Below are 24,071 nucleotides of genomic sequence, written 5' to 3' on the forward strand. Positions count from 1 at the left end.
CCTAGCGACGATGCGGCACACGACGTCGTTCACCGGCGGTGCGGGATGCGACGTCGCCCGGCGGTCGACTCGGACATGGCGCCGAGGATGAGCGCCGACTGCACGATGAGGGCGTCCCGCGCGTGCGTGGCGTCCCAGCCGATGATGTCCGCCACGCGGCGGAGCCGGTAGCGCACCGTGTTCGGGTGCACGAACAGCTCGCGCGCCGTGGCTTCGAGCGACCGGCCGGTGTCGAGGTAGCACCAGAGTGTCTGCAGGAGCTCCGTCGACTGGTCCTTGAGCGGCACGTAGATGCGCTGCACGAGGGCGGACCGGGCGAGCGGGTCGCCGGCGAGGGCGCGTTCCGGGAGCAGGTCGTCGGCCAGGGCCGGACGAGGAGCACCGCGCCAGGCCCGCGCGACCGCGAAGCCGGCGAGGGCGCCCTTCGCGCTGGTGGACGCGTCGACGACGCCGGGCACCTCGTTGCCGAGGACGAGGTGTCCCTCGCCGAACGAGGGTTCGAGCGCCTGGGCGATGGCGGTGAAGGACACCGGCTCCTCGCCCTCGGGGACGTCGTCGCGCGGCGTGGCACGGCCGATCACCACGACGAGGCGGGAGCCCTGCACGCCGATGAGCACGTCGGCGTCCATGTGCCGCGCGGTTCGACGGATCTGGTCGACCTCGAGCTGCTTCGGCGCGTTGCCGACCAGGACCGCGACCTCGCCGTGACCGTGCCAGCCGAGGGCCGCGATGCGCGACGGGAGTTCGTCGTCGTACTCGCCCGACAGGATGGAGTCGACCACGAGGGCCTCGAGCCGGGCGTCCCACAGCCCACGGGCCTCGGCCGCGCGGGCGTAGACGTCGGCGGCCGCGAAGGCGATGTCCCGCGAGTACTTGAGGATCGCCTCCTGCAGCATCTCGTCGTCCTTGGCGCGTTCCTCGACCACGGTGACGACCACGCGGATGAGCTGGAGCGTCTGCTGCAGGCTCACCGAGCGCAGGAGTTCCCGCGGCGCGGAGCCGAAGACGTCCGCCGCGGCGATCCACGGGGTCGACGCGGTGCCCTCGAGCCAGCTGATGAACGAGGTGATGCCCGCCTGGGCCACGAGCCCCACGGCGGAGCGTCGGCCCGGAGGCATCTCGCTGTACCAGGGGAGGGTGTCCTCGAGCCGCTTGATGGTGGCGGTGGAGAGTTCCCCGGACACCTGACGGAGCCAGGAGAGCGCCCGCTCGCGCGCGCTCTCCTGGCTCTCGGAGTCCGGTCGGACCGACGTCACTCGCTGATCAGCTCTCGCCGCCCGCGCTGCCCGCGGTGCCGGCGGTCACGTCGTGGAGGCGGTACTTGTCGATCGCCTGCTGGACGAGCGCGCCGTCGACCTTGCCCTGCTTCGCGAGCTGCTGCAGCGTCCGCACGACGACCGAGGGGCCGTCGATGTGGAAGAAGCGGCGCGCTGCCGGACGGGTGTCCGAGAAGCCGAAGCCGTCGGCGCCGAGGGTGGCGTAGTCGGTCGGGACGAACGGGCGGATCTGCTCCTGCACGGCGTGCATGAAGTCGCTCACCGCGACGACCGGGCCCTCGGTGCCGAGCAGTCGCTCGGTCACGTACGGGGTCCGCGGCGCCTCGTTCGGGTTGAGGAAGGCGTGCTGCTCCGCGTCGAGACCGTCGCGGTACAGCTCGCCCCAGCTCGTGACGCTCCAGACGTCGGCCGACACGCCCCAGTCCTCGGCGAGGAGTTGCTGCGCCTCGAGGATCCACGGGACGGCGACACCCGATGCGAGCAGCTGGGCCTTCGGGCCGTCGTGCTCGCTGCGGTTGAGCAGGTACATGCCCTTGACGATGCCGTCGACGTCGATGCCCTCGGGTTCGGCCGGCTGGACGATCGGCTCGTTGTAGACCGTCAGGTAGTACATGACGTTCGGGTCGGCGTGCTTGGCGCTGCCGTCCTCGTTCGTGCCGTACATCCGGTCGAGGCCGGCCTGGACGATGTGCCCGATCTCGTACCCGTACGCGGGGTCGTAGGACACCACGGCCGGGTTCGTCGTCGCGAGGAGCAGGGAGTGGCCGTCGGCGTGCTGCAGGCCCTCGCCCGTGAGCGTCGTGCGACCGGCGGTGGCGCCGATCATGAAGCCACGGGTCATCTGGTCGCCGGCGGCCCAGATGGCGTCGCCGGTGCGCTGGAACCCGAACATCGAGTAGAAGACGTAGACCGGGATGAGCGGCTCGCCCTGCGTCGAGTACGAGGTGCCGACCGCGGTGAACGCCGCGAGGGCGCCCGCCTCGTTGATGCCGACGTGGATGATCTGTCCCTGCGGGCTCTCCTTGTAGGCGAGGAGGAGCTCACGGTCGACCGACGTGTAGTGCTGGCCGTTCGGGTTGTAGATCTTCGCCGTCGGGAAGTACGCGTCCATGCCGAACGTGCGTGCCTCGTCGGGGATGATCGGCACCACGCGGTCGCCGAAGTCGGGGGAGCGGAGCAGGTCCTTCAGCAGTCGGGCGAACGCCATGGTGGTGGCGATCTCCTGCTTGCCGGAGCCCTTCTTGACGACCTGGTACTTCGAGTCCTCGGGGAGGGTGATCGACGTGTACTTGGTGCGACGCTCCGGCACGTACCCGCCGAGCTCACGCCGGCGCTCGTGCATGTACTGGATCGCCTCGTCGTCGTTCCCGGGGTGGTAGTACGGCGGCGTGTAGGGGTTCTCCTCGAGCTGTGCGTCCGTGATCGGGATGCGCATCTCGTCGCGGAACTGCTTGAGGTTGTCGAGCGTGAGCTTCTTCATCTGGTGCGTCGCGTTGCGCCCCTCGAAGCTCGGGCCGAGGCCGTAGCCCTTGACCGTCTTCGCGAGGATGACGGTCGGCTGGCCCTTGTGCTCGGTCGCGGCCTTGAACGCGGCGTAGACCTTGCGGTAGTCGTGCCCACCGCGCTTGAGGTTCCAGATCTGGTCGTCCGTGTAGTCCTTGACCAGCTCGAGCGCCTTCGGGTCGCGCCCGAAGAAGTTCTCGCGGACGTACGCGCCGTTCTCGGCCTTGTACGTCTGGTAGTCGCCGTCCGGCGTCTGGTTCATCAGGTTGAGGAGCGCGCCCTCGGTGTCGCGGGCGAGCAGGTCGTCCCACTCGCGGCCCCAGACGACCTTGATGACGTTCCAGCCCGCACCGCGGAAGAACGCCTCGAGCTCCTGGATGATCTTGCCGTTGCCGCGGACCGGACCGTCGAGACGCTGCAGGTTGCAGTTGATCACGAAGTTCAGGTTGTCGAGGCCGTCGTTCGCGGCGACCTGGAGCTGTCCGCGCGACTCGACCTCGTCCATCTCGCCGTCGCCGAGGAACGCCCAGACCTGCTGGTCGGAGGCGTCCTTGATGCCGCGGTTGGAGAGGTACTTCGCCTGCTGCGCCTGGTAGATCGCGTTGATCGGGCCGATGCCCATCGACACGGTCGGGAACTGCCAGAAGTGCGGCATGAGGCGCGGGTGCGGGTAGGACGAGAGTCCGCCGCCGGCGTGGGACTTCTCCTGCCGGAAGCCGTCGAGCTGGTCCTCGCCGAGGCGCCCTTCCATGTAGGCGCGGGCGTACATGCCGGGGGACGCGTGCCCCTGGAAGAACACCTGGTCGCCGCCGGACGGGTGGTCCTGCGCGCGGAAGAAGTGGTTGTAGCCGACCTCGTACATGGCGGCGCTCGACGCGTAGGTCGAGATGTGGCCGCCGACCGCGATCCCGGGGCGCTGCGCGCGGTGCACGGTGATCGCGGCGTTCCACCGGATCCACCGGCGGTAGCGGCGCTCGAGCTCCTCGTCGCCCGGGAACTCGGGCTCGTTCTCCGGCGCGATGGTGTTCACGTAGTCCGTGGTCGGGACCATCGGCACACCGAGGTGCAGTTCCTTGGACCGCTTGAGCAGGCTCAGCATGATCTCGCGGCCACGCTGGTGGCCGTGGGTCTGCACCAGCCCGTCGAGGGACTCACGCCATTCGGCGGTCTCCTCCGGGTCCTGGTCGCTGCTGCCGTGGCTGTACGGGTCCTGGTCGTTCACCGTCACCCTTGACCTCGTTCGTTCTCGTGGTGGTGGACATGGCGGGCCACCGGTTGGTCGGGTCACGACCGGATGGGGCCCCGACCACTCTAGGCCCCCGCACCGACCCAGAGGCTGATGGTGACGTGTGGGTGGACAGGTGCTTGCATTCGGGTGACGTCGGCGTACGATTGCCGATCGTGCACACGCGACCCGTGCGTGCGCGAGGACACCGGGCACACCCCACGCCCGAGGAAGAAGCAACGCACTGATGGCACTGGAGATCGGCTCGCTCGCGCCGGACTTCGAACTCCCGAACCAGTTCGGGGAGCACGTCCGCCTCAGCGACTTCCGTGGCGTCCGCCCGGTCGCGCTGGTCTTCTTCCCGCTCGCGTTCTCGTCGACCTGCACCAACGAGCTCTGCGCCCTCCAGGACAACATCGCGATGTTCCAGGACCAGCGCGTCGAACTCGTCGGCATCTCGGTCGACTCGAAGGCGACGCTCCGGTCGTTCGCCGAGTCGAACGGCTACGACTTCGAGCTCCTCGCGGACTTCTGGCCGCACGGCGCCGTCTCGAAGGAGTACGGCGTCTTCCTCGAGCACAAGGGCTTCGCCACCCGCGCGACCTTCGTCATCGACGTGCAGGGTCGCATCAAGGCCTCGATCATCTCCGAGCCGGGCGTCGCCCGTGACGTGACGGAGTACAAGGCCGCCCTCGACCGTCTGGCGGCCTGCGCCGCACCAGTCCCCGTCGGCTAGCGTTCCGAACACCTCCTGAGGCGACGCGCGACGCGTCGCGGACTGGAGGCACGGTGCACGCCGTCGACGACCGCCCACCCCCGCGGGTGGTCACCGCCGAGCCCCACGCGCCGTTCCCGGTCACCGCCGACGCCGACCGCTGGGGCCTGCAGCGCACCGTCGTCCCGACCGACGTCGGCCCGGTCGTCGTGCACCACCGACCCGGCCCCGCCGCGCTGCTCCTGCTGCACGGGGTCGCCGGGTCGTGGACCACGTGGACCCCGCTCCTGTCGGCGGCGGACGGCATCGACGACCGCGGCCTCGTGCTCGTCGACCTGCCGGGCTGGGGCGCGTCACCCGCACCGGTCGAGCCGCTCGGGGTCGACCGGGCGGCGTCGGTGCTGACCACGGTGCTCGACGCCCTCGCGGTCCCGGACGTCGACGTCGTCGGCCACTCGATGGGTGCCTTCGTCGGCATGCACCTGGCCGTCGTGGCACCCGGACGCGTGCGCTCCGTCGCGCTCGTCTCCGGCACGACCGTGGCGACCGCCGGAGCGTCCCGGCACCCCGTGCGCGGGCTCCTGACGCTCCCCGCGTTCACGCTGCTGCGGGCAGGCCTCGCGATCACCGGGGAGACGGCACGGCCGCTCCTGCGCGGACTCCGGGCGATCGGCCTCCTGCCCGTCCTCGCCGCTCCCGTCTTCTCGCACGTGCGCCGGCTCGACCCGAGCGTGCTCGAGGCGTTCGTCGACGAGCTCCGTCCGGCCGGCTTCACCGGAGCTGCTCGTGCCGCGGCCGCCTACGACCTGGACCGCTGGCGCGGCGTGACGTGCCCGGTCACGGCGATCGCCGGGCGGGACGACGTGTTCGCCCGGGTGTCCGACCTCGCGGCGCTCCGAGGCCTCCTGCCCGACGTCCGGACGGTGCTGCTCGACGACTGCGGGCACTTCGCCCACGTCGAGCACCCGACCGCGGTGGCGCGCACGCTCGACCTCGTCCGGTCCGCACGTCCGTCGTAGGCTCCGGGGGTGCACCCGCCCATCGACCCCCACGACCACGGCTGGCTCGACCGCCCCGACGGCGCCCGGATCCACTGGGAGGAGTCCGGCAACCCGACCGGCCGCCCGGCGCTGTACCTGCACGGCGGCCCGGGATCCGGTCTCGGCGCCGGGGGCTACCGGCAGCGGTTCGACCCCGAGGTGTACCGGATCATCGGGCTCGACCAGCGCGGGTGCGGGCGGAGCACCCCGTGGGCGATCGACGACCTCGGGTCGCTCGACCGCAACACGACGGCGGCCCTGATCGAGGACGTCGAGGCGCTGCGGCGACACCTCGGCGTCGAGCGCTGGCTGCTGCACGGTGTCTCGTGGGGCAGCACCCTCGCGCTCGCCTACGCCCTCGAGCACCCCGAGCGCGTCACCGAGGTCGTGCTCGTCGCGGTGACCACCGGTTCCCGTCGCGAGGTCGACTGGATCACCGAGGGGGTCGGGGCGGTGTTCCCGGAGGCCTGGTCACGGTTCACCGCCGACGTCCCGGCGGGCGTGCGGCCGGTCGAGCACCACGCCCGCCTGCTCCGGTCGCGAGACCCCGCCGTCCGGGACGCCGCAGCCGACAGCTGGGACACGTGGGAGTCGACCCACGTCTCGCTCGACCCGGCGTGGCGTCCGGGGCAGCTGCACGCCGATCCCCGGGACCGGCGCAACTTCGCCACCCTGGTCACCCACTACTGGGCGAACGACTGCTTCCTCGGTCCGGACGAGGTCCTCCGTCGCACCGGCGAGCTCGCCGGGATCCCCGGCGTGCTCGTGCACGGGCGACGGGACGTCAGCGGGCCGGTCATCACGCCGTGGATGCTGCACCGGGCGTGGCCGGGCAGCCGCCTCGAGGTCGTCGAGGACGAGGGACACGGCGGGCCCACCGAGGTCGCGATCGCGCAGCGCGCCATCGACGGGTTCGCTCGCCGGTCAGGCGTGCACGGGGAACGTCGCCGCGACGCGTGACCGCACCTCGGTGAGCACGGCCTGCCGCATCACCGGGGAGAACAGCGAGTGGTCGCCGTCCGGCACCCGCACGAGTTCCACCTTGCCGGTCCGGCCCCGGGTGCCCCACCGCCGGAGGGCACGCGGACCACCGAGCCGCTCGAACAGCTCGACGTCCACGGGCGACGCGATGAGCACGACGTCGGTGCCGTGCTCGACGAGCGGACGGACGTGTCCGACGACCCCGCCGACCCGGTCGCGACGGGCGACCCGGTCGCGTACCCACTCGGGTACGACGGCGTTCCACCAACGACGGAGCACGAGACGCAGCGGCGACGGTTCGTCGATCGCGCGGAGGGCATCGGCGTACGCGCCCACCGCGGCCGGCTGGCGGCGGTAGTCGTTCGGGCTGATCTCGAGGACCATGCGCGGTGCGGCGTCCGCAGAGCGCCCCGCGAGCCACGCGCCGGCGCACATGCCCACGAGCACGAGCCGTCGGGAGTCCACAGCGAGGGAATCGACCACCGCCTGCTGGTCGTCGATCCACTCCTGCGCGAACATCGCGGACCGCTCGTCCTCGTGGACCGCGGAGCTCTCACCGGTGCCGCTGCGGTCGACCCGGACCACCCGGGCACCGTCGCGGGCGAGGGTCCGTGCGAGGGCGACCTGGTAGTCGGACGCGCCGACGTGGTGCTCGGCGGCGCCGTTGTGCAGCACGACGACCGGGGCGTCCTCGTGCTGGCCGGAGGTGACGGTCTCGATGGCGAAGAGCCGTTCCGGGCCCATCCGGACGATGCGCTCCGACGTGCGGGCGTCCACGTCGAGGACCTCGTCGAGTGCCGGCGGCAGGACCGGCAGGGCCACCGTCGGTGCCCACGCGTCCGTCCACGCCACGACGGTGTCGACGGCGGAGCCCGGGATCCGGGCGACCATGCTCGTTCCGTCGAGGAGCTCGGCGCTCCCGGTGACCTCGGTCGTCGTCACGTCGCCGAGCGCTGCGGGGGCGCTGCTGCCCGGGCGCACGAGGGCGATGGTCGGGCCGGTGCGCGCCCGGTAGGTGAGCGCACCGAGTGCTGCAGCTTCGGTGGGGTCGACGTCGATGCCGACGAGGCTCTCGACGCCGTCGACCACGCGGTCGGCGCCGATCGTGATCGTCGCCAGTGCTCGCTGCTTCCGGAGCCAGGCGCGGCCGGAGGCGGGCGCGTCCCAGAGGACCAGGCCGTCCGTGTCGGACGCGGCGGCGGCGGCGATCGGCGCGGCGGAGGCCAGACCGACGTACGTGACCCGCTCGACCCCGGCACCACGCAGCACCGCTGCGGCGCGACGGGCCGACCGGACCTGCGCGTCGGGATCGCCGTCGGGTGCGGAGTCACCACGTCCGGACGGGTCGTAGCGCACCGAGGCCACGCCACGCGCCTCCAGTCGGTCCGCCAGCAGGCGGAGGGTCCGGTACGCGATGACGCCCTCCTGCCCGAGCGGCGGACAGATCACGACGCCGGCGCGCGCCGCGACGGGGAGCTGCACGGCGACGCGGAGGGCCGGGCGACCCGTCCAGCCGTGGTGGGTGCTCACAGGGCCAGGGCCGCGCGGACCGGAGCCGGCCACGCGTCGGGGTCGGTGCCGTGTGCGGCGAAGAGGGCGATCGTGATGCGCTCCAGGCCGAAGGCGACGCAGGCACTGTGCGCGACCTCGCCGTCGGCGGTGCGGATGCCGAACGAGGTGCCGAAGTGGTCCTCGTGCAGGTTCGCCGAGCCGATCGCGGTCGCCGGGTGCTCCGGGCCGTAGACGGGCGTGACGAACTCGAACTTGAGCGCCTGCTCGACCTGGTTCCGGGCGAGCATCTGCCCGACCCGTCCGAAGAACGGGTCGTTCGCGGGGACGACGTCGATCTCGAGGCCGAACGACTCGAGCAGCGCGCGCATGACCGGGATGCGGTCGTCGCGGTGGTGCTGGGCCGAGCCGGGCGTGCCGATGTGCACGAACTCGTGCATGTGGAACGCCTGCAGCCGCATCGGGTCGAGCGAGGGCTCGCGCCGGAACGAGTCGCCGACGATGTCGAAGGTGCGGCCGTCCTGCGGGACGCGGTCCCCGACGAGCCCGTAGACCGGGTGGCAGACCGCCGGGGTCAGCATCAGGTCGGCCGGCTCGAGGAAGCCCTCCCACCGCTCCCCGCGCTCGCGGGCGGCGAGCAGGGCACGGTGCGTGCGGTCGTCACCGGTGAAGCCGGAGATCGACGCGGCGAGGTCCGGGAAGGACGCGATGTAGTCGGTGCGCTCGAACGCCGCGAGCGGCTCCACGGGCGGGAAGCGCAGGACCTCGGCGTCGAGGTCCCGCTGGCTGGCCACGGCCGCGGTGTCGACCGCCGTGTACACGCGCTCGAACACTCCGGTGCGGCCGTAGAGCCCCGGCGACCCGAGGTCGATGAGCACGCCGTCGGCGAGCAGCCGTGCACGCAGCGCGGCGCGGGCGGCGTCGAGGTCGGACGCGGGCGCGGACTGCGTCGTGGTCGTCGGTTCGGTGATGGTCACAGGATGGCTCCGGTCATGAGTGCCAGTGCGGCGTCGTTCTGCAGGAGGCGGTCGTTGCTCACCATCACGGCGGCACCGTGCGCGTCTCGGAGGTGCCGGGCGATGCTGAGGTCCCCGGTGGCGGCGAACCCGGCGATGCCGACGATCCGCAGCGCCTGGGTGACGAGGTCGGTGACCCGCTCGGAGGAGCCGATCTTCAGCGCGTTCGCAGCCAGCGCGTACGCCGTCGACTCGAGCACCTCGGGGTCGTCGGCCACCTGGTCGAACCGGGCCGCGGCGTGCCGGACGGCGTCGGCCATGGTCTGCAGGTCGACCAGGAGCTCGGCGAGCCGGAGGGCTCCAGGAGGGGTCTGGCCGACGGCGGCACGCGCCTGCTTGCGGACGGCTCGACGGGCACGGTCCGCAGCGTCCGCCGCGATGCCGAGCCACACCGACGCCCAGAGCACGTGCGACACGGGGAGGACGGTGCGGGCGGAGATCGTCGCGTAGTCGTCGCGGAGGACGCGGTCCTCGTGGGTCTCGGTGTCGAGCAGCCAGCCGTTGCTGCACGTGCCGCGGAGCCCGAGCGTGTCCCAGGTCGAGGTCTGCGTGAGCGTGGTCTCCGCCGGCAGCGCGATGACGAGCCGTTGGTCGGACGCCGGCGCGTCGAGGTCGCGCCGGGCGGTGACGAGGATCGCGTCGGCCTCGGTCGCGTACGAGATGACCGGGGCGTCCTTGCGGAGCCGGATGCGTCCGGCCTGGTCGGGCTCGATCGCGCAGGTGCTCCGACGGGCGTCGCCGCCGATGCCGCGCTCGGTGGTGGACGACGCGACGAGGGCGCCGTCCCGCACGGCCTCGATCATCGCGGTGACGCCGAGGGCCACGCCGCCGTGCCGCCAGAGCGCCATGGCCTGGCCGTGGTGCATCGCGAACACCATGGCCGTCGCGGCGCACGCACGTCCGAGTTCGGTCGCGATGACGGAGAGCTCGGCGAGGGTCGCCCCCTCACCGCCGTGCTCCACCGGGACCGCCGCGGCGAGCAGACCGTGCTCCTTCATCGCGGCGATCGCCTCGCGCGGGGGACGGGCGTCACGGTCGACCTCGTCGGCGTACCGGGCGGCGATGTCGACCACGAGGGCGGTGCGCTCGGCGAACCGGTCGACGGCGGAGACGGTCGTCCCGGCGCTCGCCGGACGCTCCTCGGTGATCACGCCGCCGTCTCCGCTGCCGTGGCGATGGACTCGATGGTGGCGAAGGTCGACCGGTGCAGCGCGGCGTCGGGGAACTCCACGTCGAGTTCGTTCTCGACCGCGAGCATCACGTTCACGGTGGCGTGCGAGGTCAGCCCGAGGGCGTAGAGGTCGGCGATCGACGCCACGTCCATGGCGTCGACGACGAGCCGCCCGTGGTCGGCGAGGGCTCGCCGGACGGCCAGTTCGGTCGTCGGGGCGACGAGTGCGACGGCGGTCGCTGCGGAGGTCGGGTCCTGGTGCATGCTGGCAACGATATGGAGGACGGCGGCCCGGAAAGCCGCCGTGCGGGTGCGTGAAACCGCACGCGCCGCGCCGGACCTGAGTGCCCTGACAGGGAGCGACTCAGGGGGCTGCGTCAGCGCTCGGAGAGGGCGACGGCGGTGGCGATCGCCAGTCCCCGTTCGTGGGACAACGAGACCGCGATCGACGTGCAGCCGATCGCCTCAGCGAGCTCCGCCGCACGACCGGTCAGCTCGACGACGGGGGCGCCGACGGCGTCGAGCACGACGGCGACGTCGGTCAGCGGGACGGCGTCCGAACGCTCCGGCCGGAGCAGTTTCAGCACGGCCTCCTTGCCGGCGAAGCGGGCGGCGAGGCGCTCCGGGTCGTCCCCGGCGTCGGCGCGCTCCTGCGGGGTGAAGACCCGGGCGAGGTAGCGCTCGCCGTGCGCGGTGATCCCGGCGATCACGTCCTCGACCGCGGCGAGGTCGGTGCCGGTCCGGATCGTGGCCATGGGCCGAGCGTACGCGGGCTCGGGGAGCACTGCATTCCCCGGACGGCATGGGCGTCACCGGGCGTTCGTATGATCGACCGCAGAGACCACCGAGGGGGAACCGATGGCATCACCGTGGACGGGCATCATCGAGGACGCGCGGCACTACACGTCGCCGCACAACTCGCAACCGATCGTCGTGCGCGTCGAGGACGACCGCACCGCGACCGTGTTCTACGACCTGCGCAGGGGGTTGCCGGCCGAGTCCTTCGGCATCCCGTTCGGCCACGTCTGCGCCGGGGTGTTCCTGGCCGGGCTCGACGTGGTCGCCCGGGCGCACGGGTTCACCGTGCAGGAACGGCTGGACCACGCCGAGATGGACTTCGGGCGGCTGGACGCCGGCGCCGGTTCCGGCGCGGCCGACGACCACCTGCACCGACTGGGCACGGTCGCGTTGCGCCCGCGTGCCGCGACGGCGGACGACCGGGAGGCGCTGGCCCGCTTCCTCGCACGGCGCACCTCGCGCAGGCCCTACGACGCGACCCTGGTGGACGAGTCCGCGATCGAGGCCGCGTCCGCCATCGCGTCGGCGGCCGGCCACCGCTTCCGCACCACCTCGGACCGTGCCGTCGTCGACGAGATCGTCCGGGTCAACCAGGAGACCCTGTTCGACGACCTGCAGCACGACGCCGTGCACGACGAGATCCTGCACTGGCTGCGGTTCTCGAAGCGGCAGGCGGCGGAGTCCGGTGACGGGCTGTCGGCGGAGACGATGCTCATGCCCGGACCGGTGCTGCGGTTCGCGATGGAGCACCGCGGGCTCTGGGAGGCACCCGTCCTCGGCGGGGTCTTCAAGCGCGTGTACCTGTCGACGATGCGCGGCGTCCGGCAGCTCGGGTGGCTCGAGGGACCGTTCTCGTCGCCGGCGGACTACGTCGAGGCCGGTCGCACCTTCATGCGGATCTGGCTCGAGCTCACGGCACGGGGCGTCGCCCTGCACCCGTTCGGCACCGTGATCACGAACCCGCGGTCGCACGTCGCGTTCGTCGAGCGCGCCGGCGTCGACGAGTCCGACGGTCGGATGGCGTGGATGCTCTTCCGCTTCGGCCACAGCGCACCGCCACCGCTGGCGCACCGCCGACCCGCGGCGGCGATGACGATCGTGGGTGCCCGGTGAAGCGCGCGGCGGTGTTCTCGGTGGTCTGGGTCGTCGAGACGGTCGTGGCGCTGTTCATGCCGCGTGTCGGCACCCACAAGCTCCTGCTCACGCCGGGCATCGAGCCGCTCCGCTGGACCCTCGGACGCTGGCGTGCGTGGCGGACGGCCGAGCGGGCTGCGAAGCGGGTGCCCGCCTACGGGGCGTTCCTGGCGGAGGCGGGGCGTGCCTCCCGTCTGGACACACGCGGCGGCATCGCCGCAGCGATCTCGGGGCTACCCGAGATGGACAAGGAGTCGTACGTCAAGCGGTGGAGCATCCCCGAGCGCTGCATCGACGGTCGGCTGCCCCGGCGCGGGGTCGTCGTCGACGAGTCGAGCGGGTCCAGCGGCACACCGACCAGCTGGGTGCGCGGCCCCGACGAACGGCAGGCCACCCGGCAGCTGCTGCAGCTCGGGTTCTCGCGGACCGCGAAGGACCTGCCGAAGCAGCCGTTCGTGCTCAACGCGTTCTCCCTCGGCGCCTGGGCCACCGGCATGAACGTGACGGCGTCGCTCACCGAGTCGTCGATGATCAAGTCGATCGGGCCGGACCGCGACAAGATCGTGCAGACGATGCGCGAGTTCGGCACCGGCTTCACCTACATCATCTGCAGCTACCCGCCGTTCCTGAAGGCACTGTTCGAGGACGACCGGCTCGACTGGAGCGAGTACACGATCGTCGCGGCGTTCGGCGGCGAGGGCATCAGCGAGAACATGCGCGCCCACATCGAGCAGTACGCGCAGGCCGTGCTCGGGTCGTACGGGGCGAGCGACCTCGAGATCAACCTCGGCATCGAGACGCCGTTCAGCGTGCAGCTGCGTCGGGCGATCGCGGCGTCGCCGGAGCTCTCCGCCGCGCTGACGAAACAGGCCGAGTACGGCGTGCTGCCGATGGTGTTCCAGTTCAACCCGTTCGGGTACCTCATCGAGACGAACGAGCTCGGGGAGCTGGTCGTGACGATCGCCCGGTCCGAGAACATCAGCCCCCGCATCCGGTACAACATCCACGACCGCGGGCACGTGGTGCGGATGCGTTCGCTGCGTCGGACCCTGCGCGAGCACGGGTTCGACGAGCTCGCCGACGCCGCCGAGCTCGACCTGCCGCTGCTGTTCCACTACGGGCGGTCCGACCTGTCCGTCGACTACAACGGGGCGGTCGTCGCGCCGGACGTCGTACGCGACGTGGTCTACGGCGACCCGGCGCTGCTCGAGGCCGTCGAGAACCACCGGCTGATCAGCTACGAGGACGACCGGGGCGACCGGCAGCTGCACATCGCGTTCCAGCTCGCGTCCGGCGCATCGGGGTTCGACGCCGACGGTGCTCGAGGCGCGGTGGTCGCCGAACTGCGGCGGTTGAACAAGGACTTCTCGAACGCGATCCGGACGGCACCACCGGGCACGCTGCCGACCGTGGCGTTCTACCCGTACCGCACCGGACCCTTCCGCGAGGACGGCCGCAAGCTCAAGAACGAGTACGTGTGGCAGCTGCCGGCCGGTTCGGTGGACGAGTGGGACCTCGACCTGGCGTGGACCGCCCCGAAGGAGGCCTGACGTGCCGCGGAACCCTCGTGCGTGGCTGGAGCGGCTGCGGGACGGTCGGTTCGTCGACCCGGTGCCGCTCCGTGTGGCGAGCCTCGTCGCGGTGGCGGTCGGGACCGCAGCGTGCGTCGCGTTCCACACCGAACCGACGATCAGCGCGATCGCGGCCTCCGTCATCATCACGGGCGTGGTGGTGGTCGTGCCGAACCTGTGGTTCCCGTATGCCGACCGCGCGACGGCGCAACGGGTGCACGAGGTCGGTGGGCTGCCGATCCGGCTCTGGCTGCCGGTGCGGCGTTGGGCATCCGGACAGCGCGCCGTCGGGGTGCCGACGTCGCTGCCGGTGGTGTGGACGGTCGACGACGCGGGCCTGCACGGGTGGGCGCCCGAGGAACCGGAACCCGTGTCGACCGTGCGGTGGGTGGACGTGATGTCGATCGACGTGGGCGAGTACCGGCCGCCGTGGTACCCGACGTTCACGATGTCGTGCATCCGCCTCGAGACCGTCCACGGGCCGGTCCGACTGCGTGCGCGGTACGGCCTCGGGAGCGTCGGCGGCGGCTCCGACCGGCACGACCGCGAGCTGGTTCGCGCGCTCCGGGCTGTGCACCCTCCGGAGCCGCGACCGGTCCCGCGGGGGAGCGCGCTCGGGCTACCGGGCGACTGAGGGCGCGGCGCGGCGTCGCCTGACGCGGCGTCGCCGGGCGCGGCGCGGGTCAGCGGTACTGCGGCGGCCAGTCGAAGGGCGGCGGCAGGTGCGGGACCTCGCCGATCGTCGTGACGTCGAGCACGACCTCGCGGCGGTTCGTCAGCGCGATGGAGCGCGGGTCGCCGATGAACCTGCGGCCGTCGACCCACACCGTCAGCTCCCCTCGGAGGCCGCCGACGTGCGCGGGGCCGAGCGAGACGCCCCACTCGTCGAAGAACTGCCCGAGCGTGAAGGTTCGCCGGGTGGGGGACTCGACGTGCAGGATGCCCGAGGTGTCGTGCGTGTGCAGCTGCGCGGCGAACCGTCGAGTGTCCGAGTGCCCGACGTTCGCCGGCACCGTCACGGGGACGTCGCCGTCGAGGATCGTCAGGTGGGTGTGCACGTGCTCGGCGAGCCGCTCGCCCCAGACGTTGCGCAGTCCGGCATCGTCGGCACGCTCGGCGAGGGCCGTCGGCGCGGGCCACGGGGGAGCGGACCGTGAGGTGCCGTCCGCAGGTGCCGTCCCGCCCGCGACGAGCGCCAGGACCGTGAGGGCCGCGAGCGCTGCGCCGACGGCCGCCGGCTTCACCACCGGTCGTGCACGGCGGCGCGGAACCACTCGTCGTACAGCTCGCGGACCGTCTCGTCGAGGCCCGGCACCTCGGGGAGCGAGCCCGCTCCGGCGTTCGACCGAGCCTGCTCCGGGTTGCGGGCGCCGGGGATCGCCGCGGTCACGCCGTCCTGGGCGACGACCCACGCGATCGCCGCCTGCGGGACGGACACGGCATCGGGCAACGACGCGGCGAAGACCTGTGCGGCACGGACGCCGTCCTCGAAGTCGACGCCGCTGAACGTCTCGCCCTGGTCGAACGCCTCGCCGTTGCGGTTGTAGTTGCGGTGGTCGCCCTCGGCGAAGGAGGTGTCGGCGGTGTACTTGCCGGACAGCAACCCCGATGCCAACGGGACGCGCGCGAGGATGCCGACCCCGGCCTCCCGGGCCGCCGGCAGCACGCGGTCGAGCGGCTTGAGGCGGAACGCGTTGAGGATGATCTGGACGGTGGCGACGCCGGGGCGGGCGATCGCGGCGAGCGCCTGGTCGGCGGTCTCGACGCTGACGCCGTAGGCGGCTACGGAACCGTCGGCGACGAGGCCGTCGAGGGCGTCGTACACGGCGTCGTCGGAGAAGACCTCGGTCGGCGGGCAGTGCAGTTGGACGAGGTCGAGGGTGTCCTGCCGCAGGTTCCGACGCGAGCGGTCCACCCACTCGCGGAAGTTCGCGCCGATGTAGTTCGACGGGACCTGGTCGGCGCGCCGGCCCATCTTCGTCGCGATCGTCAGGGGGACGTCGGGGTTGGCCGCCCGCCACGCGCCGATCAGCTGTTCGCTCCGACCGTCGCCGTAGACGTCGGCGGTGTCGAACAGCGTGACGCCGGACTCGACGGACGCGTCCATGACGGCGTTCGCGTCGGCCTCGGACACCGGGCCCCAGTCACCACCGAACTGCCAGGTCCCGAGGCCGACGACGGACACGGAGCGGCCGGTACGGCCGAGGGTGCGACTCTGCATGCTGCCGAGCGTACCCAGCGCCGTGCCGGTCGGGATCAGGTGGGGGTGGCGACGCCGCGACCGAGCAGACGCTTGGCGGCCCGCGCGCGGGGGATCACCCAGAGTGCGCTCCACAGGCCGAGGCCGATCCAGAGCAGGATCAGCATCGTCGTGATGACCGGTCCGTGCTGGTCCCGCATCGACCACGTCATCAGGATCCAGATCGTCGAGAGCACGATCTTGCCCCAGCCGGCGACCTCGCGCTCGGCCTGGGCCTGCACGAGGGGGATCCACTCGGCGGCCGGCACGGTGGGGGGCACCTCGCCGTCGAGCACCCAGTTGCGGACGACGACGCTCCGGTCGTACCCGCCCTCGGCGCGCCAGGAGCGGAGCTGCAGGACGACGGCGATCGCGATGCCCACCGCTGCGGAGGGGACGCCGAGGCCGACGAGGAGCGCCGGGGTCGGTTCCGTCCACGACGACGCCACGAGGACGACGAGCACGACGGCGAAGGCGGCACCGGTCGCACCGGCACCGAGCAGCCGCAGGCGGCCGGCCTCGTCGAGGACTCCGACTCCGTTCACGCAGACGACGCTACCCGGCGACGACCGGGTTCTCCCGGGGCGGTCGCTGTGGATCGACCCGTGGCGTCCCGTGGCCGGACAGCGGTGCGCCGGCGGCGTCGAACCACGGATCCGACATCGAACCGGGACCCGGCGGTTGTTCGATGTCGGATTCGTGGTTCGACACGCGGCGCGAGCCTCAGCCCTGTGCGAGCAACCAGCACATGCCGGCCGCGGCGAACGCCATCGCCCAGCTCACCAGGCTGCCGATGAGGAAGTACTCGGCCTGGTACCCGGTCGTCTCGCGGCGGATCTCCGGGAAGCGGACGATGCCCTTGGCCGCGATCAGTGCCGCGACCACGGGGAAGGCCCCGACCAGCGAGAACCCGGCGAGCAGTAGGCGCTCGATCGGGCCGATCATGCGGCCGCCCTGCAGCAGGACCGTGCCCTCGCTGCCGTCGCCGTCCGCAGCGGTACGGGCGTCGCCACGGGGTCGTCGGGCGAACAGCCGCCGCGCCGGCCCGCCCTCGACCGACTGGCTGACGGTGTCGGGGGAGAGTCCCGGCGGGAGGGCCTGGGCGACGACGACGTTGGCCGAGTCGACCAGGAACAGCGCCGCTCCGACGCCGCCGACGATCGCGGCGAGCGGGACGGCGGCGACGAACGCCGGCGCGGAACCACGCTGCCACTCGACGACGAACCCCGAGGGATCGACGGACGGGACCGTCAGCAGCAGCACGGCGAGCGCGACCGCCAGCAGGACCGACGGCCACGAGCCCGAGCGGCGCCACCAGACCCGTCGCGGCGTGGTCGACGGCCGGGCGTCGGTCGGACGCACCGGCGTCGTCGTGCCGATCCACAGGGCGGCGAGCACGATCGCGGTGGCCACCGCCGCGACGGGGAGGCCGAGGCCCGGCACGGCGACGACGGCCACCCCGATCCACAGCAGCAGGACCACGATCACGGTCAGGACGCGGCGTGGTGCGGCGTCGGTGCCGGTCCGGGTGCGCACGACGTCGGCCGTCCCGATCAGGGCGAGGAGGACCCCGGCGAGCATCAGCGGCCCCCGTCCCCGAGGACCCGCAGGCCCTCGACCAGTGCGGCGACGCCCGACTTCTGCACGGACTGGGAGACCGCCGACGGGGTGATGCCCTCCTCAGCAGCGATCTGCGCCTGGGTCCGGCCCTGGACCAGCCCGAGGGCGATCCGCCGTGCACGCGGGGTCAGGCGCGAGACGACGTGGTCGCGGCTCAGGAAGTAGGCGTTCACGAGTCGCTCCGTCGGTCCGTGGCGGTCCTCGGCGTCGTGGTACCAGGCCCGGAGGAACGCGGTCCGGCCGTCCTCGCGCCGGTGGGTCTCGTTGATGGCGTCGCGGGCGGACCACCACCCGGGGCCGTCCTGCAGGGGACCGACCGCACCCGTGCCGATCGTCCGCACCGTGCCGCGCCCGATCCCGAACCGGATCTGCACGGTCGGCGGGAGGGCGAGGATCGCGGCCGTGGTCGCGACGAGTGCGTCGGTCAGCGTGGCGTAGATCACCTGGAACTCGTCGCCGACGGTGGCGCGCAGCGGATCGACCGCCTCGACAGCTGGGGTACCGTCGAAGGCGCGCTCGACGTCACGTTGGGCCGCTGCGCGGTCGTCGAGGGTGCGGGAGTCGACGAGGTCGACGATCACCGCGATCACGGGGTCGGAGTGCACGTGTTAAGGATACGACTTCACATCGCCGAAAGTAAGCCTGTGGCTGAACATCGGGCGGGGTGTCCGACGCCGTAGACTCGACGCGAGGGCCTTTAGCTCAGCTGGTAGAGCGCCACGTTTACACCGTGGATGTCGTCGGTTCGATCCCGGCAGGGCCCACCGAGCTGCAGACGCGACCGCCTGCGGGACGGGAGGCGCGGCGCGGCCCCGCACCGCGCCTCCCGTCCGCCACCTGGTGACGGTTCCCGCTCAGGAGACCTGACCGGCGCGCGCACCGGCCCACAGGTCGACGTCCGCGATCCCGACGGAGTGCTCGTCGATGGTGCGGAGCTCCTCGTCGGTGAAGGACGTGTTCGCCAGGGCGGCGACGTTGTCCTCGACCTGGGACACGCGCGAGGCGCCGATGACGAGCGACGTGACCCGCTCGTCGCGGAGCGCCCAGGCCAGCGCGAGCTGCGCGAGGGACTGGCCACGTGCGGCGGCGACGTCGTTCAGGGCACGGAGGTGGGCGACCACCTCCGGTGTGATGCTCGACGCGTCGAGGGACTTGCCGGCGGCGGCGCGGGAGTCCTCCGGGACGCCGTCGAGGTACTTGCCGGTCAGGAGCCCCTGCGCGAGGGCGGTGAAGCCGATGACGCCGAAGCCGAGTTCGCTCGCGGCGTCGAGCAGCCCCTCGGTCTCGATCCAGCGGTTCAGCATCGAGTAGGAGGGCTGGTGGATGAGCAGGGGCGTGCCGAGGTCGCGCAGGATCGCGGCGGCCTGGCGGCTGCGCTCCGCGTCGTACGACGAGATGCCGACGTAGAGCGCCTTGCCCTGCTGGACCGCGGTGTGCAGGGCGCCCATCGTCTCCTCGAGCGGGGTGGACGCGTCGAGGCGGTGCGAGTAGAAGACGTCCACGTAGTCGAGGCCCGTGCGCTGCAGCGACTGGTCGAGGGAGGCGAGGACGTACTTGCGGGAGCCGCCGCCCTGGCCGTAGGGGCCGGGCCACATGTCCCAGCCGGCCTTCGTCGACACGATCATCTCGTCGCGGTACGGCCGGAAGTCCTCACGCATGAGGCGCCCGAAGTTGACCTCGGCGGCACCGTAGGGAGGCCCGTAGTTGTTCGCGAGGTCGTGGTGGGTGATGCCGAGGTCGAAGGCGCGGCGGCTCACGGCACGCTGCGTCTCGAAGGCGACGTCGTCGCCGAAGTTGTGCCAGTAGCCGAGCGAGAGCAGCGGCAGGTCGAGGCCGGAGTTCCCGGTACGGCGGTAGGGCATCGTGTCGTAGCGGTCGCTGCTGGCGGTGTAGGTCATGCCGTCCATCGTGGCAGGACGCGCGGCCCCGTCGTTCAGGACGCGGTGATCACGTTCGGCGCGAAGCGGCACCAGTAGTCGGTGATGGGGCCGTCGGACTCGCGGATGCCGACGCCGAACGACTCGCCGTCCACCACCCACGAGCCGAGCACCGGGTGGTTGTGGCCGCGTGACCCGGGGAAGTCCGGCAGCTCGTGGTACTGCTGCCAGACCCGTTCGCCGCCGGTGCCGGCGCGGCGGTACTCCGAGCCGTTCGTCGTCACCGAGCCGTCCGCGCGGTGCACGGCGATGCCGTCGCCCTCGCGCCCGAACACCGGCTTCACGACGAAGTCCGTCATGCCGTTCGGGCCGTCGGCGAACGCCGGCAGCAGGTTCTCGTGGCCCGGGAACAGCCGCCAGAGCGCGACCAGCAGCAGCTTGTTCGACAGGAACATCTTCCACGCGGGCTCGTACCAGCGGCCGAGGCGCCCACGGTCGCTGACGAGGAACGCGCCGAACTCCTGGTCACCGCGGGCGCGGTCGTCCCCGGAGACGAGGTCCTCCCACGGGTAGAGCTTGAACAGGTTCCGGATGACCGGGTACTGCGTGCCGTCCTCGTCGCCGGGCAGCGTGAAGACGCTCCGGGACGAGCCGGCGGGCTCGGCGTTGCCCACGAACTGCCGGACGACCGCGTGCCAACCGATGTCCTTCATCTCGATGCCGGTGTGCTCCCACCCGGCCTCGCCGGCGAGGTCCCGCATGTACGCGACGGTGTTCCAGTCCTCGCCGGCGGTGTCGAGGTCGGAGTGGGCGACGAAGAGCCGCCCGCCCTCCTCGGCGCGGAGCGATGCGTGGAGCAGGGTGCGCCAGCGGGCGACCATCGCCTCGTGGATGCCGTTCCACTGGTCGGTGTCGGCGGGCAGCGTCCCGTCCGCGATGCGGTCCTGCAGCCAGTGCCACTGCGTCACCGAGGCCTCGATGAGCCCGGTGGGGGTGTCGCCGTTGTACTCGAGCATCTTCGCGGGGGAGCCGTCGCCCGCGTACGCGAGGTCGAAGCGGGCGTACACGTCCGGTTCGTCCTGCTCGAGCGACCACGCGGCGAGGTCGAAGCCCTCGCGGGTGAGCCCGAGGGTGCCGAGTTCGCCGGAGGCGAGGTACCGGGCGGCCTCGAGGCACATCCGGTGCAGCTCCTCGGTCTGCCGTTCGAGCGCCTCGACCTCGGGCAGCGTGAACACGTACGCCGCGCCGTCGTTCCAGTACTCGACCGCGGTGCCGTCCTCGCGCACCGACCGTGAGTAGATGAGGCCGGTCTGCTGGATCCGTCGCTGCCAGTCCGGGCGCTCGGTGAACTCGACGCGCTCCATCAGCCGCCGAACCCCCCCGTGCTCGCCGGACCCGCCGAAGCCGCCCTTCGTCACCGAGCTGCCGCGGGACGAGATGCCCGACTCCGCGGTCTTGCCCGACGGGAGGCTGGCGGTGCCGCCCGACACGGCGTCGCCGACGGCGTGGACCTTCGTCGCGCGGCTGCCGCTGAGCGGGAGGTAGTACCAGCCGGCGTGCCCGCCGTGGTTGTTGCAGTCGTCGTCCGGCAGGCGCTTCTGCGTCGAGTTGTCGCGGCAGATCTTCGCGTAGTCGCTGTCTACCCCGGACCCCTCCCCGCAGCCGGTCAACGACGCGGCGAGGGCTGCGACGACCCCGATCGAGACGACACGGGACGCGCGACGACGAACACTCACGAACGGGAACAGTACCGGGGCTTGCGGCACCGTTCCGGCTCGACACCGGCTTCGCAGCGCGACCTGTCCGTTCGCTCAGCTCCCGCGACGCCGTGTCCGCCATGCTCGGGGCATGGAGTGGTGGTCGGTCGTCGTCGCGGTCGTGGGCGGGTTCGTCATCGTGTGGGGCGTCGTGGTGATCGCCCTGGTGGTCGCCGCACGTCGATCTGGTGACGGCCTCCGGCTGGTCGAGACGCTCCGGCTCGTCCCCGACGTCGTGCGGCTGGTCCGGCGGCTCGTCGCTGACCCGACGGTGCCGCGGGGTGTGCGCATCGCCCTCGTCGCGCTCCTCGGGTACCTGCTGCTGCCGATCGACCTCGTGCCGGACTTCGTGCCGGTCATCGGGTACCTCGACGACGCGATCGTCGTCGCGCTCGTGCTCCGGTTCGTCACGCGGCGGGCCGGTGCGGTGGCGTTGGATCGGCACTGGCCGGGTACGCCGGAGGGGCTGCGTGCCGTGCGCGCCGCGGTGGGGCTGTCGAGGTCCTGACCAGGCCGAGACCCGGCCGGGAACGGGCCCCGGACGTGCACGTGGGAACGCGCGCCGGCGTGGACGTGGGGGCGTGGGCGCGGCGGAGTCGCTGGGGGTGGTGCAGCGCGCGCGACGGTGGTCCCGATCGACCCCGTCAGTCCGACGCGGGAGCGAGTTCCTGCGCCCGTGCTGCCGGGACGCCGAGGACGAGGAGGCTGGTGGTGACCGCGGCCCGCAGATCGAGTGCATCGGCGGAACCCGCTGCATCGGCGGCACCCGCTGCATCGCCGTCGTCCGCTCCGTCGCCGGCATCCGGCGCGTCCGGTGCCGTCGGGCGGCTGTCGTCGGCGATGGCGAAGACGGTCGCGGAGGCGATCTGCCCGAGGGCGATCGCCGGGAGGTGCAGCCCGAAGGCCCCGTCGTCCTGACCCCGCTGGACGAGCACGGCGAGACGCCGGTCCACCGCACCGAGCAGGGCGTGGATCTCGTCGCCCTGCTGCCCGCGACGGAGCGCCAACAGCACCCGGTACCGGTGAGCGAGCGGCCAGAGGTCGGTGACGAACTGCGCCCACGCGGCGTCGGCGGGCGATCCGTCGACGTCGGCGCGCTCGAGGATGGCACCGATCTCCGCTCCCGCTCGCTCGGCCAGCGTGCGGACGAGGTCGGTACGGGCCGGGAAGTGTCCGTAGACGGTGCGGCGGACCACTCCGGCGGCCTGTGCGATCTCGCCCATGCCGGCATCCGGTCGCCGGCCGAGGAGTTCGCGGGCGACGTCGAGGATCCGGTTCCGTGTCTCGTCCATCGCGAGGTCGCGTGCGGATCCGGAAGCCATGCACCGATCATTGCACACTGCTGTGCAATGGGTTACGGTTCCGGTGTTCGTTGCACAACCGTGTGCAACGATCTGCCGCACACCCATCGTGAGGACCGCAGACCATGACCGCATCCACCGCCGTCCGCCCGTTCCGCGTCGACGTCCCGCAGGCGGATGTCGACGACCTCCGCGCCCGTCTGGCCAGGACCCGGTGGCCCGACCCGGAGACCGTGCCGGACTGGTCGCAGGGCGTCCGGTCGGAGAACCTGCGGGCCCTCGTGCACCACTGGCTGCACGACCACGACCCCGTGCGGTTCCAGGAACGGCTGAACCGCACCCCGCAGTTCCGTACCGAGATCGACGGAATCGACATCCACTTCCTGCACGTCCGGTCCGCCGAACCCGGAGCGATGCCGCTCCTCCTCAGCCACGGCTGGCCGGGGTCGGTCCTGGACTTCGTCGACGTCATCGGTCCGCTGACCGACCCGGCCGCACACGGTGGTGACCCTGCGGACGCCTTCGACGTGGTCGTGCCGTCGCTGCCCGGGTTCGGGTTCTCCGGCAAGCCGACGACCACGGGGTGGGACGCCGATCGCACGGCCACGGCGTGGGCCGAGCTGATGCGGCGACTCGGGTACACCCTGTGGGTGGCACACGGCGGGGACTGGGGATCCGTGGTGACGACCGCACTCGCGGCGGCGCGCCCGGAGGGGCTGGCGGGCATCCACCTGAACACCCCGTACGCCGTCCCCGAGACGATCCCGGACGAGCGGACGCCCGAGGAGCAGCACGCGGTCGACACCCTCGCGCGCTATGCGGGACCGCTCGGCGGGTCGAACCACCTGCAGGGCACGAAGCCGCAGACGCCGGGGTTCGCCCTCGCGGACTCACCGGTGGGGCAAGCAGCGTGGATCTACGAGAAGTTCCAGTCGAAGACGGACAACCAGGGCCTCGCCGAGCAGGCCATCGACGTCGACGACATCCTCGACACGATCTCGCTGTACTGGTTCACGAACTCCGCCGCGTCGTCCGCCCGGATCTACTGGGAGAACCGCAGCGTCACGATGGCGGGACCGGTGCTGCACCTCCCCGTCGCCGTGACCGTGTTCCCGCGGGACATCCCGCTCCTGCCGCGCACGTGGATCGAGGCCGCCTACCCGGACCTCGTCCACTACGGCGAGGCGCCGCGCGGTGGGCACTTCGCGGCACTCGAGCAGCCCGAGCTCCTCGTCGACGAGCTCCGCAGCGGGCTGCGCGGGCTGCGTCGCTGAGGACGGATCGGCCCCGACCGGGTCGGATCAGACGGTCCGGCGCGTCGCGACCGCGGCCCCCAC

General features: G+C 72.2%; 23 protein-coding genes and 1 tRNA gene. 9 read left to right on the forward strand and 15 right to left on the reverse strand.

Annotation, left to right across the window (positions count from 1 at the left end; translation table 11 throughout):
- Window positions 1-29: 29 nt before the first annotated feature.
- The gene (locus J2X60_RS06585; RefSeq protein ID WP_070418720.1) at window positions 30-1,256 is read right to left on the reverse strand and encodes a CdaR family transcriptional regulator; all 1,227 of its coding nucleotides are present in this window, start codon (window positions 1,254-1,256) and stop codon (window positions 30-32) included.
- 7 nt (window positions 1,257-1,263) lie between these two features.
- Window positions 1,264-4,008, reverse strand: a complete 2,745-nt coding sequence (aceE, locus tag J2X60_RS06590) for a pyruvate dehydrogenase (acetyl-transferring), homodimeric type (protein WP_309886858.1) — start codon at window positions 4,006-4,008, stop codon at window positions 1,264-1,266.
- 244 nt (window positions 4,009-4,252) lie between these two features.
- Here aceE and J2X60_RS06595 point away from each other — a divergent pair, with 244 nt between their 5' ends.
- Genes J2X60_RS06595 through pip form a run of 3 tightly spaced genes read left to right on the forward strand, consistent with a single transcriptional unit; the run spans window position 4,253 to window position 6,720 of the window.
- On the forward strand, window positions 4,253-4,741 hold the full coding sequence (locus J2X60_RS06595; RefSeq protein ID WP_070418722.1) for a peroxiredoxin: 489 nt from the start codon (window positions 4,253-4,255) through the stop codon (window positions 4,739-4,741).
- Window positions 4,742-4,794: 53 nt separating this feature from the next.
- Complete coding sequence (locus tag J2X60_RS06600) at window positions 4,795-5,739, forward strand: alpha/beta hydrolase (protein WP_309886859.1); 945 nt, start codon at window positions 4,795-4,797, stop codon at window positions 5,737-5,739.
- 9 nt (window positions 5,740-5,748) lie between these two features.
- Window positions 5,749-6,720: a prolyl aminopeptidase gene (gene pip / locus J2X60_RS06605; RefSeq protein WP_309886860.1), complete on the forward strand. Its 972-nt coding sequence runs from the start codon at window positions 5,749-5,751 to the stop codon at window positions 6,718-6,720.
- Here pip and J2X60_RS06610 read toward each other — a convergent pair.
- From J2X60_RS06610 to J2X60_RS06630, 5 genes are all read right to left on the reverse strand, one after another.
- The gene (locus J2X60_RS06610; protein ID WP_309886861.1) at window positions 6,685-8,271 is read right to left on the reverse strand and encodes an alpha/beta fold hydrolase; all 1,587 of its coding nucleotides are present in this window, start codon (window positions 8,269-8,271) and stop codon (window positions 6,685-6,687) included. The genes pip and J2X60_RS06610 overlap by 36 nt on opposite strands.
- Entirely contained in the window at window positions 8,268-9,227 is a 960-nt protein-coding gene (locus tag J2X60_RS06615; RefSeq protein WP_309886862.1) for an amino acid--[acyl-carrier-protein] ligase, read from the reverse strand. Before J2X60_RS06615 ends, J2X60_RS06610 begins: the two co-directional genes overlap by 4 nt.
- Window positions 9,224-10,417: an acyl-CoA dehydrogenase family protein gene (locus J2X60_RS06620; protein WP_309886863.1), complete on the reverse strand. Its 1,194-nt coding sequence runs from the start codon at window positions 10,415-10,417 to the stop codon at window positions 9,224-9,226. The genes J2X60_RS06615 and J2X60_RS06620 overlap by 4 nt, the downstream gene beginning before the upstream one ends.
- A complete protein-coding gene (locus J2X60_RS06625) occupies window positions 10,414-10,701 on the reverse strand; it encodes an acyl carrier protein (protein ID WP_071294843.1) in 288 nt (95 codons plus the stop codon). The genes J2X60_RS06620 and J2X60_RS06625 overlap by 4 nt, the downstream gene beginning before the upstream one ends.
- Window positions 10,702-10,814: 113 nt before the next feature.
- Window positions 10,815-11,192: a holo-ACP synthase gene (locus tag J2X60_RS06630; protein ID WP_309886864.1), complete on the reverse strand. Its 378-nt coding sequence runs from the start codon at window positions 11,190-11,192 to the stop codon at window positions 10,815-10,817.
- Between the two features lie 103 nt (window positions 11,193-11,295).
- Here J2X60_RS06630 and J2X60_RS06635 point away from each other — a divergent pair, with 103 nt between their 5' ends.
- Genes J2X60_RS06635 through J2X60_RS06645 form a run of 3 tightly spaced genes read left to right on the forward strand, consistent with a single transcriptional unit; the run spans window position 11,296 to window position 14,574 of the window.
- Window positions 11,296-12,348 (forward strand): hypothetical protein, encoded by a 1,053-nt coding sequence (locus tag J2X60_RS06635; protein ID WP_309886865.1) that lies wholly within the window; start codon window positions 11,296-11,298, stop codon window positions 12,346-12,348.
- Window positions 12,345-13,919 (forward strand): CoF synthetase, encoded by a 1,575-nt coding sequence (locus J2X60_RS06640; RefSeq protein WP_309886866.1) that lies wholly within the window; start codon window positions 12,345-12,347, stop codon window positions 13,917-13,919. Before J2X60_RS06635 ends, J2X60_RS06640 begins: the two co-directional genes overlap by 4 nt.
- Before the next feature lies 1 nt (window position 13,920).
- Window positions 13,921-14,574 (forward strand): hypothetical protein, encoded by a 654-nt coding sequence (locus J2X60_RS06645; protein ID WP_309886867.1) that lies wholly within the window; start codon window positions 13,921-13,923, stop codon window positions 14,572-14,574.
- Window positions 14,575-14,623: 49 nt separating this feature from the next.
- Here the strand turns inward: J2X60_RS06645 and J2X60_RS06650 are convergent, their stop codons facing one another.
- The 5 genes from J2X60_RS06650 to J2X60_RS06670 form a co-directional block, all read right to left on the reverse strand.
- Window positions 14,624-15,184, reverse strand: a complete 561-nt coding sequence (locus tag J2X60_RS06650) for a hypothetical protein (RefSeq protein ID WP_309886868.1) — start codon at window positions 15,182-15,184, stop codon at window positions 14,624-14,626.
- On the reverse strand, window positions 15,181-16,161 hold the full coding sequence (locus tag J2X60_RS06655; protein WP_309886869.1) for an aldo/keto reductase: 981 nt from the start codon (window positions 16,159-16,161) through the stop codon (window positions 15,181-15,183). Before J2X60_RS06655 ends, J2X60_RS06650 begins: the two co-directional genes overlap by 4 nt.
- 35 nt (window positions 16,162-16,196) lie before the next feature.
- Window positions 16,197-16,724 carry a hypothetical protein gene (locus tag J2X60_RS06660; RefSeq protein ID WP_309886870.1) on the reverse strand — a complete coding sequence of 176 codons (528 nt, stop codon included), beginning with the start codon at window positions 16,722-16,724 and terminating at the stop codon, window positions 16,197-16,199.
- A 178-nt stretch (window positions 16,725-16,902) separates the two neighbouring features.
- Window positions 16,903-17,760 (reverse strand): hypothetical protein, encoded by an 858-nt coding sequence (locus tag J2X60_RS06665; protein ID WP_309886871.1) that lies wholly within the window; start codon window positions 17,758-17,760, stop codon window positions 16,903-16,905.
- Window positions 17,760-18,404 (reverse strand): SatD family protein, encoded by a 645-nt coding sequence (locus J2X60_RS06670; protein WP_309886872.1) that lies wholly within the window; start codon window positions 18,402-18,404, stop codon window positions 17,760-17,762. The genes J2X60_RS06665 and J2X60_RS06670 overlap by 1 nt, the downstream gene beginning before the upstream one ends.
- 86 nt (window positions 18,405-18,490) lie before the next feature.
- On the opposite strand from J2X60_RS06670, the gene J2X60_RS06675 reads away from it, so the two are divergent.
- Window positions 18,491-18,563 (forward strand) — tRNA-Val (locus tag J2X60_RS06675).
- Window positions 18,564-18,653: 90 nt separating this feature from the next.
- Here the strand turns inward: J2X60_RS06675 and mgrA are convergent.
- Together mgrA and J2X60_RS06685 are read right to left on the reverse strand one after the other, a co-directional pair.
- Window positions 18,654-19,697 carry an L-glyceraldehyde 3-phosphate reductase gene (mgrA, locus tag J2X60_RS06680; RefSeq protein ID WP_071301990.1) on the reverse strand — a complete coding sequence of 348 codons (1,044 nt, stop codon included), beginning with the start codon at window positions 19,695-19,697 and terminating at the stop codon, window positions 18,654-18,656.
- A 35-nt stretch (window positions 19,698-19,732) separates the two neighbouring features.
- Complete coding sequence (locus J2X60_RS06685) at window positions 19,733-21,040, reverse strand: glutathionylspermidine synthase family protein (RefSeq protein WP_309886899.1); 1,308 nt, start codon at window positions 21,038-21,040, stop codon at window positions 19,733-19,735.
- A 484-nt stretch (window positions 21,041-21,524) separates the two neighbouring features.
- Here J2X60_RS06685 and J2X60_RS06690 point away from each other — a divergent pair, with 484 nt between their 5' ends.
- Entirely contained in the window at window positions 21,525-21,941 is a 417-nt protein-coding gene (locus tag J2X60_RS06690) for a YkvA family protein (protein WP_396127782.1), read from the forward strand.
- A gap of 136 nt (window positions 21,942-22,077) precedes the next feature.
- On the opposite strand, the gene J2X60_RS06695 is transcribed toward J2X60_RS06690, so the two are convergent.
- Window positions 22,078-22,755 (reverse strand): TetR/AcrR family transcriptional regulator, encoded by a 678-nt coding sequence (locus J2X60_RS06695; protein WP_309886873.1) that lies wholly within the window; start codon window positions 22,753-22,755, stop codon window positions 22,078-22,080.
- 104 nt (window positions 22,756-22,859) lie between these two features.
- Here J2X60_RS06695 and J2X60_RS06700 point away from each other — a divergent pair, with 104 nt between their 5' ends.
- Window positions 22,860-24,008: an epoxide hydrolase gene (locus tag J2X60_RS06700; RefSeq protein ID WP_309886874.1), complete on the forward strand. Its 1,149-nt coding sequence runs from the start codon at window positions 22,860-22,862 to the stop codon at window positions 24,006-24,008.
- The last annotated feature ends 63 nt before the right edge of the window (window positions 24,009-24,071 follow it).

Source organism: Curtobacterium sp. 320, assembly GCF_031455235.1.
Taxonomy (GTDB): domain Bacteria; phylum Actinomycetota; class Actinomycetes; order Actinomycetales; family Microbacteriaceae; genus Curtobacterium.